General features: G+C 73.7%; 12 protein-coding genes. 9 read left to right on the forward strand and 3 right to left on the reverse strand.

The genetic code is table 11. The features are described from left to right. Window positions 1-605 (forward strand): uracil-DNA glycosylase (locus ME121_RS31570; RefSeq protein WP_059410244.1); only part of this gene is annotated, 605 nt, incomplete at its 5' end. A gap of 155 nt (window positions 606-760) precedes the next feature. Next, window positions 761-1,672, forward strand: coding sequence for a KPN_02809 family neutral zinc metallopeptidase (gene ypfJ, locus ME121_RS31575; RefSeq protein WP_024828987.1), 912 nt, complete (start codon window positions 761-763; stop codon window positions 1,670-1,672). Between the two features lie 147 nt (window positions 1,673-1,819). Here the strand turns inward: ypfJ and ME121_RS31580 are convergent, their stop codons facing one another. Further along, window positions 1,820-2,080, reverse strand: a complete 261-nt coding sequence (locus ME121_RS31580; RefSeq protein ID WP_012321004.1) for a hypothetical protein — start codon at window positions 2,078-2,080, stop codon at window positions 1,820-1,822. 168 nt (window positions 2,081-2,248) lie between these two features. Here ME121_RS31580 and ME121_RS31585 point away from each other — a divergent pair, with 168 nt between their 5' ends. Beyond that, window positions 2,249-3,871: an ABC-F family ATP-binding cassette domain-containing protein gene (locus tag ME121_RS31585; RefSeq protein WP_053621249.1), complete on the forward strand. Its 1,623-nt coding sequence runs from the start codon at window positions 2,249-2,251 to the stop codon at window positions 3,869-3,871. A 196-nt stretch (window positions 3,872-4,067) separates the two neighbouring features. Next, on the forward strand, window positions 4,068-4,547 hold the full coding sequence (locus ME121_RS31590) for a hypothetical protein (RefSeq protein ID WP_012321006.1): 480 nt from the start codon (window positions 4,068-4,070) through the stop codon (window positions 4,545-4,547). Window positions 4,548-4,627: 80 nt separating this feature from the next. On the opposite strand, the gene mnmE is transcribed toward ME121_RS31590, so the two are convergent. Beyond that, entirely contained in the window at window positions 4,628-5,953 is a 1,326-nt protein-coding gene (gene mnmE / locus ME121_RS31595; protein ID WP_024828986.1) for a tRNA uridine-5-carboxymethylaminomethyl(34) synthesis GTPase MnmE, read from the reverse strand. A gap of 121 nt (window positions 5,954-6,074) precedes the next feature. Between mnmE and bla the strand changes: the two genes are divergently transcribed. The 5 genes from bla (at window position 6,075) to ME121_RS31620 (ending at window position 10,236) form a co-directional block, all read left to right on the forward strand. After that, window positions 6,075-6,953 carry a class A beta-lactamase gene (bla, locus tag ME121_RS31600; protein ID WP_059410245.1) on the forward strand — a complete coding sequence of 293 codons (879 nt, stop codon included), beginning with the start codon at window positions 6,075-6,077 and terminating at the stop codon, window positions 6,951-6,953. Between the two features lie 11 nt (window positions 6,954-6,964). After that, a complete protein-coding gene (locus ME121_RS31605) occupies window positions 6,965-7,462 on the forward strand; it encodes an aminoacyl-tRNA deacylase (RefSeq protein ID WP_059410246.1) in 498 nt (165 codons plus the stop codon). Window positions 7,463-7,529: 67 nt separating this feature from the next. Next, a complete protein-coding gene (locus ME121_RS31610; RefSeq protein ID WP_024828984.1) occupies window positions 7,530-7,886 on the forward strand; it encodes a hypothetical protein in 357 nt (118 codons plus the stop codon). Window positions 7,887-7,983: 97 nt separating this feature from the next. Continuing rightward, the gene (gene panC / locus ME121_RS31615) at window positions 7,984-8,832 is read left to right on the forward strand and encodes a pantoate--beta-alanine ligase (protein ID WP_059410247.1); all 849 of its coding nucleotides are present in this window, start codon (window positions 7,984-7,986) and stop codon (window positions 8,830-8,832) included. A gap of 117 nt (window positions 8,833-8,949) precedes the next feature. Then, complete coding sequence (locus tag ME121_RS31620; protein WP_059410248.1) at window positions 8,950-10,236, forward strand: OprO/OprP family phosphate-selective porin; 1,287 nt, start codon at window positions 8,950-8,952, stop codon at window positions 10,234-10,236. A 27-nt stretch (window positions 10,237-10,263) separates the two neighbouring features. On the opposite strand, the gene ME121_RS31625 is transcribed toward ME121_RS31620, so the two are convergent. Beyond that, window positions 10,264-11,207 (reverse strand): EAL domain-containing protein (locus tag ME121_RS31625; RefSeq protein ID WP_491892932.1); only part of this gene is annotated, 944 nt, incomplete at its 5' end.

Here is an 11,207-nt window from a genome sequence, read left to right on the forward strand (position 1 = left end):
ACGAGGCCGCGAGCGACGCCCGCGCCCGGGCGCGGCAGGCCAAGTCCCTCGACGAGCTCGAGCGGATTCTCGCGGATTTCGACGCCTGCCCGCTGCGCTTCACGGCGAAGAACCTCGTCTTCGCCGACGGCAATCCCGAGGCGCGGGTGATGTTTCTCGGCGAGGCGCCCGGCGCCGACGAGGACCGGATCGGCAAGCCGTTCATGGGCCGCTCGGGCCAGCTCCTCGACAAGATGATGAAGGCGGTTGGGCTCGACCGGACGAGCGCCTATATCGGCAACATCGTGCCCTGGCGGCCGCCGGGCAACCGCAACCCGACCCCCCAGGAGGTGGCGGTCTGCCGGCCCTTCGTGGAGCGCCAGATCGAGCTCGTCGACCCGGACATCATCGTCTGCCTCGGCGCGCCCGCGACCCAGACGCTGACCGGCACCAAGGACGGCATCCTGCGGACCCGCGGCCGGCTGTTCCCGTACAAGCTGCCGAACCGCGAGGTGAAGCTGCTCGCCACCCTCCACCCCGCCTTCCTGCTGCGCCAGCCGGTCCAGAAGCGGCTGGCGTGGCGGGATTTCCGGTCCCTGCGCGCCCTCCTCGACGGGAAAGCGTGACCGCGAGCTTGACCGGGGTGACGGAACCGGCTCTCCCCTCCCGCCATTAGAGCTTCGTTCCCGCTGCCGGTGCCCCGGCGGCCGGACACGACGACGCACAGCAAATCGTGGGCTGCCCGGGGCGGCCGGCGCAGCATCGATGGCGGGACCCAACCATGCGCTGGGAAGATCTACGCAGCTCGGACAACGTCGAGGATCGGCGCGGTGAAGGCGGCGGCGGGGGCGGCATGGGCTTTCCCGGCGGCGGCGCCGGCGGGCTCGGCATCGGCACCATCGTGGTGCTGCTGATCATCAGCTACTTCACGGGCATTAACCCGGCGATCCTGATCGGCGGGGCCCAGCAGATCGGCGGCGGCGGCCGCAGCCAGCAGGAGCAGGTCGACCCGCAGACCCAGGCCAAGCGGCGCCAGGCGCCCACCGACGAGAGCGGCCGGTTCGCCTCGAAGATCCTCGGCAACACCGAGGACGTATGGAGCCAGATCCTGCCGCAGCAGACCGGCAAGCAGTACACCCCGACGACGCTGGTGCTCTACACCGGCGGCACCCGCTCCGGCTGCGGCTCGGCCCAGGCCGCCATGGGCCCGTTCTACTGCCCGCTCGACAAGAAGGTCTATCTGGACACCGGCTTCTTCAAGGAGATGGCCTCGAAGTTCGGCGTGAAGGGCGACTTCGCCTACGCGTACGTGATCGCCCACGAGGTCGGCCACCACGTCCAGGACGTGCTCGGCATCCTCGGCAAGGTCCAGGCCCGCCAGCAGCAGGCCTCCAGCAAGACCGAGGCGAACGCCCTCTCGGTGCGGATCGAGCTGATGGCCGACTGCCTCGCCGGCGTCTGGGCCAAGAACTCCAACGACAAGTACGCCGAGCTCGACAAGGGCGACATCGACGAGGCGCTGAACGCCGCCGCGCAGATCGGCGACGACGCGCTCCAGCAGCGCTCGCGGGGCTACGTGGTGCCGGATTCCTTCACCCACGGCTCCTCGGCCCAGCGCCAGCGCTGGTTCATGGCCGGCTACAAGAGCGGCCAGACCAAGTCCTGCGACACGTTCCGGACGGCCAACAACTGAGGCCGGCTCGCGGCTGCGCGAGCTGGCTCCGTCGTCGCGAGCGGAGCGACGCGGCCCGGGGCAGCACGCCGTCGTCCGCTGCGGCGCCGCTGGATCGCCGCGCCGCGCTCGCGATGACGGCGTGCCGAAACCCGGCGGGCGCGCGCCTCAGCCCCGGCTCAGCCGCCGGGCGTTGGCCTGGACCTTCCGCCGGTAGCTGCGGATCACCTTGCCGTTCGAGGCGCCCGCGGCGAGCATGAGCGCCGCCTCGCCGGCGGCCAGCATCTTCTCGGTCACCATGAGCTGCGCCTCGGCCTGGGCCGCCGGGCCGCCGAGGGCGAACATCGCCATGCGCTGCGCGATCACGCCCTGTGCCTCCAGCCCCAGCATGGCCATGTCCAGGCCCGTCATCCACCAACCGAACAGCATCGCGATCCTCTTGTTGCCCAGGGCAACGGCCGAGCCTGATCCTGGGTCCCGGGATGCGCCCAGGCCTGCGCCGGACGCAAGCGTTATCCCGCACTGCGGCACCCCGCCTTTGCGCCGCGTCGGCCGATGCCGTAAGCGGCCGGGATACTCCCGGACAGCGCCCGCCCCATGATACGCCTGGACAAGATCACCAAGCAGAACGGGCGGCAGCTCGTCTTCATCGAGGCCTCGGCCGCCCTCCAGCGGGGCGAGAAGGTCGGGCTGGTCGGCCCGAACGGGGCCGGCAAGACCACCCTGTTCCGGATGATCATCGGCCAGGAGCAGCCCGACGAGGGGCAGGTCGCCGCCGACCGGGGCATCACCATCGGCTATTTCAGCCAGGATGTCGGCGAGATGTCGGGGCGCAGCGTCGTCACCGAGGTGATGGACGGCGCCGGCCCGGTGAGCGCGGTGGCGGCCGAGCTCGCCGAGCTCGGCGCGGCGCTCGCCGACCCGGACCGCGCCGACGAGATGGACGCCCTGGTCGAGCGCTACGGCGAGGTCCAGGCGCGGTTCGAGGAGCTCGACGGCTACGCCCTGGAGGGCCGGGCCCGCGAGGTGCTCGACGGGCTGAGCTTCAGCCAGGAGATGATGGACGGCGACGTCGGCGCCCTCTCGGGCGGCTGGAAGATGCGCGTCGCCCTCGCCCGCATCCTGCTGATGCGCCCGGACGTGATGCTCCTCGACGAGCCGTCGAACCACCTCGACATCGAGAGTCTGATCTGGCTCGAATCGTTCCTGAAGGGCTACGACGGCGCTCTGCTGATGACCTCGCACGACCGCGAGTTCATGAACCGCATCGTCACCAAGATCATCGAGATCGACGCCGGCGCGCTCACCACCTACTCGGGCGACTACGCCTTCTACGAGGGCCAGCGGAAGCTCAACGAGGCGCAGGCCCAGGCGCAGTACGAGCGCCAGCAGGCCATGCTGGCGAAGGAGATCGCCTTCATCGAGCGGTTCAAGGCCCGGGCCTCCCACGCCGCCCAGGTGCAGAGCCGGGTGAAGAAGCTCGACAAGATCGAGCGGGTCGAGCCGCCCCGGCGGCGGCAATCGGTGGCGTTCGAGTTCCAGCCGGCGCCCCGCTCGGGCGACGACGTCGTGATGCTCAAGGGCGTGAACAAGCGCTACGGCAGCCGCACGATCTACGAGGGGCTCGACTTCTCGGTGCGGCGCAAGGAGCGCTGGTGCGTGATGGGCATCAACGGCGCCGGCAAGTCGACGCTGCTGAAGCTCGTCACCGGCACCACCGCGCCCGACGACGGCTCGGTCACGGTCGGCGGCAGCGTGAAGCTCGGCTACTTCGCCCAGCACGCCATGGACCTGCTCGACGGCGACCGCACCGTGTTCCAGACCCTGGAGGATGCCTTCCCGCAGGCCGGCCAGGGGTCCCTGCGGGCGCTGGCCGGCTGCTTCGGCTTCTCGGGCGACGACGTCGAGAAGCGCTGCCGGGTGCTCTCGGGCGGCGAGAAGGCCCGGCTGGTCATGGCGCTGATGCTCTACGACCCGCCGAACTTCCTGGTGCTCGACGAGCCGACCAACCACCTCGACATGGGCACCAAGGAGATGCTGATCGAGGCGCTGGCCAACTACGAGGGGACGATGCTGTTCGTGTCCCACGACCGGCACTTCCTGGCCGCGCTGTCGAACCGGGTGCTGGAGGTGACCCCGGAGGGCATCCACCAGTACGGCGGCGGCTACACCGAGTACGTGGCCCGCACCGGCCAGGAGGCGCCCGGCCTGCGCAGCTGAGGGGCCACGCCGTCGTCGCGAGCGCAGCGAGGCGCCCCAGGGCAGCGCGACCTCGATCAGCGTGGCGCGGCTGGACGGCGTCGCTCCGCTCGCGGGGACGGCGGGGGATTCGGCCGGAAGCCCTGCGACCGGCGCGCCGCTATCGCCCCCCGATGCCCCGCGCTAGGCTGCGCCGAAACGGCCCGGGTGAGACGCCGTGCGACGCCTGCTGAAGTTCCTCCACACGATGGGGTCCGCGGGGCTGCTGGGGGCCATGGCGTCCCTGGTCGTCATGCTGAGCCTGTCGCCCGCGCCGTCCGCCCTGGCGGGCTACGCGGCGACGCGGGGCGCCATGGGCGCCGTCGCCACCTGGATCTTCCTGCCCGCCCTGGCGGTGACGCTGATGTCCGGCCTGCTGGCGATGGCGCTGAACCGCGCCTTCCTCAATGCCGGGTGGGCCTGGCTGAAGCTCGCCACCGGGGTCCTGATGTTCGAGGGCGGGCTGGTCTACGTGCAGGGCCCGATGAAGCAGGAGGCGGAGCGGAGCGCCCGCGCGCTCGCGGGCCTCGTCGATCCAGCGGCGCTGGCCGTCTCGCTGACCGGCGAGCGCGGCACCCTGTGGGTCCTGCTGGCGGTCGCGACCGCGAACGTCGCGCTCGGGATCTGGCGGCCGCGGATCCTGCGGATTCCCCGGTAGCGCCGCCGCGCAGGGCTGCGGGAGCCGGCGACGGCGCCCGGCCGGGCCGGTTTCCGCCCGATGGGTTGCCAGCTACAGATCTACTTCCCGATGCAGAAGCCGCTGAACAGCCGGTCGAGGACGTCCTCGACGCCGACATGGCCGGCCACCTCGCCCAGCGCCCGGACCGCGAGCCGCAGGTCCTCCGCGGCCAGCTCCGGCAGACCGCCGGCGCTCCCGGAGACGCGGTCGAGATGGGCCACGCAGGCCTCGAGCGCGGCCCTGTGACGGGCGCGGGTGATCAGCGCGTCGCCGGTGCCGAGACCGTCCTCGGCCGCGGCCTGGATCGCGTCGAGCAGGGCGTCCATGCCGGCGCCGGTATGGGCCGAGACCGTCACGTCGGCCGAGTCGCCGGCGGGCTGTGAGCCGGCAAAAAGATCGGCCTTCGTGCGGACGATCAGGATCGGACGGCATCCCGGCCCGAGATCCGGGACAGCACCGCCGGGGGGCACGAGGGCGACCACCAGATCGGCCGTGTCGATCCGCGCCCGGGTCCGCACGATGCCCTGCGCCTCGATCGGCTCCGCGGTCTCGCGGAGCCCGGCCGTGTCGACTAGGAGGACCGGCAGGCCGCCGAGGTCGAGCCGCACCTCGATGGCGTCCCGGGTCGTCCCCGGGCTGTCCGACACGATGGCGACGTCCCGCCGGCTCAGGGCGTTCAGCAGCGTCGACTTCCCGCTGTTGGGCGCCCCCGCCAGCACCACCGTGAATCCTTCGCGCAGGCGCTCGCCGCGGTGGCCGTCGCGCAGCGTCGCGGCGACCGCGTCCCGCAGGCGCGCGGCGCGGTCGAACAGCGCGGCGTCGAGCCCGGCATCGTCCACGTCCCCCTCGTCGGCGAAGTCGAGCGCGGCCTCCGCGGCGGCGAGGCAGTCGATCGCCTCCGCGCGCCACGCGGCCACCTGCCTGCTGAGCGCGCCGTCGAGCTGGCGCAGGGCCTGCCGGCGCTGGCCCTCGGTCTCGGCGTCGATCAGGTCGGCGACGGCCTCCGCCTCGGCGAGATCCATCCGGCCGTTGAGGACCGCCCGCCGCGTGAACGCCCCGGGCTCGGCCGCCCGGCATCCGGGAAGGCGGGCGAGGGTCGCGAGGACGCGCATCCGCACGGCCGCGCCGCCGTGGAGGTGCAGCTCCGCCATATCCTCGCCGCTGTAGGTGTCCGGCCCGGGAAACCACGCCACCAGCGCCCGGTCGAGCTCGGTGCCGTCCCGCGGATCCCTGAGGCTCCGCAGGGACAGCCGCCGCGGGGTCGGCAGGCGGCCGCCCAGGGTGGCGAGCACGCCGCCCGCGGCCGGGCCGCTGATGCGGATGACCGCGACGGCGGCCCGGCCGAAGCCGCTGGCCGGGGCGAAGAGCGTGTCGGTCTCGTTCATGGTCCCACAGGGCCGCGCGGAGGGGCGGAGTTTCACGTGAAACACGCGCGGCCGCCCTATACCATCCCGGCGTCGCGGTGACGCGCCCGGGCGCGCGGCCGCGATCTCGAACGGGGATGCCATGATCGTCTGGACCCGCCGCGCCGTCGGCCTCGGCCTGCTCGCCGCGCCCTTCGCCCTCCCCGCGCGCGCCGTCGAGGCGGAGCCGGACTGGACCGCGATCGAGCGCCGACTCGGTGGCCGCCTCGGGATCGCGGCCGCCTCGGCGGACGGCGTCCTCGCCGCCTACCGCGCCGACGCGCGCTTCCCGATGTGCAGCACCTTCAAGGTCCTGGCGGTGGCGGCGGTCCTGGCGCGGGTCGATGCCGGCCGCGAGACCCTCGGCCGGATCGTCACCTACGGTCCCGGCGATCTCCTGAGCTACGCCCCGGTCACCCGGAAGGCGCTGGAGGCCGGCGGCGGGACCGGGCGGATGAGCGTCGCCGACCTGTGCGCGGCGACGCTGGTCTGGAGCGACAACGCGGCCGCCAACCTGCTCCTGGCGGATCTCGGCGGCCCCGCAGCGCTGACCGCGTGGCTGCGGACGACCGGCGATCCCGTCACCCGCCTCGACCGGACCGAGCCGACCCTCAACACCGCCCTGCCCGGCGACCCGCGCGACACGACCACGCCGGACGCCATGCGGGCGACCCTGGGTCGGATCCTCCTCGGGACGACCCTGTCGCCGGCCTCGCGCGACCGGCTGGAGGCCTGGATGGTCGCCTGCGAGACCGGCCGGAAACGCCTGCGGGCCGGCCTGCCGCCGGATTGGAGCGCGGGCGACAAGACCGGGAGCGGCGACAACGGCACCGTCAACGACGTGGCGATCCTGCGGCCGCCGGGGCGTGCGCCGATCCTCGTGGCGGTCTACGTCACGGGATCGACGGCCTCCCCCGACGCCTGCGCGGCGGCCTACGCGGAGATCGCCCGCCTCATCGCCGCGCGCGCCCAGTCCACCTGACCGAACGAGCCATGAAGACACCCACCAGGACATCTGCCAAGACGACCCGCGCCACGCTCGCCCTCGACAAGGCCGGCATCCGCCACGGCCTCCACGTCTACGCGTACGATCCGGACGCCCCGCGCATCGGCCTGCAGGCCGCGGAGGCGCTCGGTGTGGACCCGGGACGCGTGCTGAAGACCCTGATGGCGTCGGTAGACGGACGGACGGTCTGCCTGCTCGTGGCCTCCGACAAGGAGGTGTCGATGAAGCGGGTCGCCGCCGCCTTCTCGGGCAAGGCCGCGTCCATGCTCAAGCCGGCCGACGCCGAGCGGCTGACCGGCTACCATGTCGGCGGGATCAGCCCCCTGGGTCAGAAGCGCCCCTTCCCGACGGCGATCGACGCCGGATCCCTGACCGACCCGGCGGCCGAGATCCACGTCAACGGCGGCGGCCGGGGCTTGCAGATCCGGCTGACCGAGGGCGACCTCGTCGGCGTCCTGAACGCCCTCGTCGTGCCGCTCGCGTGATCCCGCGGTAAGCGTCCGTTTACCCTGCCGTCGCACGGTGCCGCCTTCCGGCTGGGATGGAGGCGGCATGCGGGCGACGACGCGCAGGGCGGTGACGGCGCTCGGATTCGTCCTGCTGCTCGCCGGATCGGGCCGCGCGGCCGACCTCGACATCCGCGGCGGCGTCGAGACGGGCGCGGGTGGCAGCCCCCGCTTCTTCCCGCGCAACGACGGCCTCGATCGTCGGCCGGTCTACGCCCTCCGGTCCCGTCCCGCGCCGATGGGCTGCACGCCCCGGCGGGCGCCCGTGCCCACCAACGCCCCGGACGATCCGAGCTATGTCGGCTCCGAGTACGGCCTGGGGCATCCGAGCTACTACGGCTTCACGCCGCCGCCCGGCGTGGACGACCCGTTCGGACGCTCACTCCTGCCCTACTGCCCCTGACGCCGACCGGGACCGCGCGGACCGTGACCGGACTGCCGGATTCCACCGCTCCCCATCATGCTCTAGACCGGCCCCACCCTCCCCCGGAGCCCGTGCCGTGTCCGAGTCGACCTTCCAGTCCTTCCGCGACCTCGCCGCCCTGCGCGGATGCGTGGCGGCGTGGCGCGCGGCGGGCGAGCGCGTCGTCCTGATCCCCACTATGGGGGCCCTGCACGACGGGCACCTCGCCCTCGTGGCCGAGGCGCGGCGGATCGGCCGCCGGACCGTCGCCAGCATCTTCGTCAATCCGACCCAGTTCGGCCCGAACGAGGATTTCGCCCGCTACCCCCGCGACCTCGACGCGGACCTGGCCCTGCTGGCGCGAGCCGGCGCGGACGCCGCCTGGACGCCCAGCGTCGAGACCATGTACCCGCCCGGCTTCGCCACCCGGATCGAGGTCGCCGGCCTGACCGACGGCCTGTGCGGGCCGTTCCGGCCCGGCCACTTCGCCGGCGTCGCCACGGTGGTGACCAAGCTCCTCAACCAGGTCCGGCCGGACGTCGCCCTGTTCGGCGAGAAGGACTTCCAGCAGCTCCGCGTGCTCCAGCAGGTGGCGGCGGATCTCGACCTCCCGGTGGAGATCCGCGGCGTGCCGACCGTGCGCGAGCCCGACGGCCTCGCGCTGTCGTCGCGCAACCGCTACCTCTCGGCCGAGGAGCGGGCCGTCGCCCCGAAGCTCCACGCCGTCTTGTCGGAGATCGCCTCCGCGTCCCGCAGCGGCACCCCCGTGGCCGGCCGGATCGCCGCCGGGCGGGCGGCGCTGGAGGCGGCGGGGTTCCGCGTCCAGTACCTCGCGGTCTGCGACGCCCGGACCCTGGTCCCGGTGGAGCGGGTCGACGGCCCGGCCCGCGTGATCGCCGCGGCCTTCCTGGGCCGGACCCGGCTGATCGACAATCGCGCCGTCTAGGCCGGCGCCGGTCCGTCCGCCGGCGGTCGTGGCCGCCGGGCCACGATGCGCGGATTTCCGGCTTTGACTGCGCCAAGTGATTGGCGCCGCCCGGCCGACCTGTTCTCTGCTGCTCCCGTGATCGGAACGCGCACCGCACCGGCCGTCCTGGCCGTGTCCCTCGCCCTGGCGGGTCCCGCCGGCGCCGGCGAGGACGCGTTCGAGGGGATGGCCGGCCCCTCCGGCGAGCGCCTGCGCTACGACGCGAAGGGGCTGACCCTCACCTTTCCCGAACCCGACGTGAAGCTCCAGATCGGCGGCCGGCTGCACATCGACGGCGGCGCGGCGGGCTTCGGCCGGCCGGACCTGCCCGAGGCCTTCCCCGACAACGTCGCCGTGCGCCGGGCCTGGATCGAGCCGACGCTGACCATCGGCCGCGACTGGGTGATCGCCTTCCAGTACGATTTCGCCGACCCGATGCTGCCGATCAACGACGCGCTGGTCGCCTGGAAGGGTTTGCCGGACACGATCCTGACCCTCGGCAACATGAAGGAGCCCTTCAGCCTGGAATGGCTGCAGAGCAACAACGACACGCTGTTCGCCGAGCGCTCGGTGGCCAACGCCCTCGTGCCGGAGCGCCGCTTCGGTTTCGCGGCCGGACATCACGGGAAGAACTGGACCGCTGTGGCCGGCGTGTTCGGCAACGCCGCCAGCAGCGGCATCGACGGGGACGGCGTCGCGGTGGCGGCCCGCGCCACCGTCGCGCCGATCATGACCGGGGACGAGACCCTGCATCTCGGGCTCGCCGGGGTCTTCCGCACCCGGTCGCGGTCGGACGGCGCCTTCGGCTTCTCCAGCCCCGCCGGCGCCTTCCTGTTCGAGCGCCCCCTGGTGGATACCGGCGATCTCCCCGACGCCGCCAGCGTGTCGCGCCTCGGCGCCGAGCTGGCCTATCGCCGCGGCCCGCTCCTGGTGCAGGCCGAGTACATCCGGGCCGAGCTGCAGCCGTTCCCCGGTCCCGGCCAGCCCGGCGCCGCGCTCGATTTCCAGGGCGGCTATGTCGAGGCGGCCCTGGTGCTCAACGGCGAGGGCCGCGCCTACGCGCTGACGCCGCAGAGCGGCACGACCTACGCGACCTTCCGGGGCGTGACGGTTCCGGAGGCGCAGCGGCTCTCCCGGGGCGGGATCGGCGTGTTCGAGCTGGCGGCGCGCTACAGCGCCGTCGACCTGGACGCCCGCGGTTTCCGCGGGGGCATGGAGCAGGACGTGACCCTCGGCCTGAGCTGGTATCCCGAGCCCAACCTGCGGCTGATCGGGAACGTCGTCCACGGGCGCGTGCGGCCGGGGGAGGCCCAGTCCGACACCCTCGGCACCCGCCCGTTCTCGGTCGACACGGTGATCGCGCGCCTGCAGATCTACTGGTGACGCGGCTCGGCGGGCGGCCCGAAGCCCTCACACGGCCCGGCGCAGGACCGACCGGAACGGGCGCCGCTCGGGCTCCGGCGGGGGCGTCGGCTCCTCGGCGGGCGGGGCCGCCAGGACCTCCGCGCGCACCGGCCGCGGGGCCGCGAAAGCCGTCCCCTGCGCGAACGGCACGTCGAGATCGATCAGGTCCGGGACGTCGGCCTCGTCGGCGACGCCCGTGGCGACGACGCGGATCCCGGCCCGGGCCAGGGCCGGCGCGGTGTCCTCGAGGGCGATGTCCGACAGGCTGCCGCGACTCGTGCCGGGCCGGAGCAGCATCTCGGCCGGCACCTTGACCTGCCCGATGCCGAGCGCCGCCAGCTCGGCCGCGTCGAAGCGGAGGTCGTCCGGACGGTCGAGGCTGAACCCGATCCGACCCTGCAGGGGCGCGAGCAGGCCCCGCTGGCCGGCGTCGAGACGGCGCCAGCTCTCCTGCGGCAGCGCGATGGTGAGGCCGGCCAGGGCCGGATCGTCGGCGGCCGTGCGCGCCAGCTCGCGCAGCAGGCCGGGCTCGAACAGCGACAGCGGCGACAGCCCGTAGGTCAGCAGGGTCTCGCTGCCGCGCCGGGCGAGGTGGCGCGCCACGATGGTGGCCCGCTGGAGCATCCGGCGGTCGAGTTCGGTGGTGCGCCCGTAGCGCTCCAGCACCGGCAGGAACACCTCGGGCTCGGCCGGCGGCGCGCCGGGGCCGCCGATCCGCAGCCGGGCCAGCGCCTCGTAGGCCACCACCTTGCGCTGCGGCAGGGTGACGACCGGCTGCAGGTGGATCTCCAGGCCGTCGCCCTCGAAGGCCGCGACGATCGCGCCCTCGTCGGCGGGCGCGGCCGCGGGCCGGGGCGGGATCGGCCGCGGCGGGATCGGCCGCGCCGGGACGGCCGGGGTCGGGTCCGGGGCGGGCTGCCGGTCGGCCGGAGCCGGCTGCGGCCCGGGCG

Source organism: Methylobacterium sp. ME121, assembly GCF_000974725.1.
Classification (GTDB): domain Bacteria; phylum Pseudomonadota; class Alphaproteobacteria; order Rhizobiales; family Beijerinckiaceae; genus Methylobacterium; species Methylobacterium radiotolerans.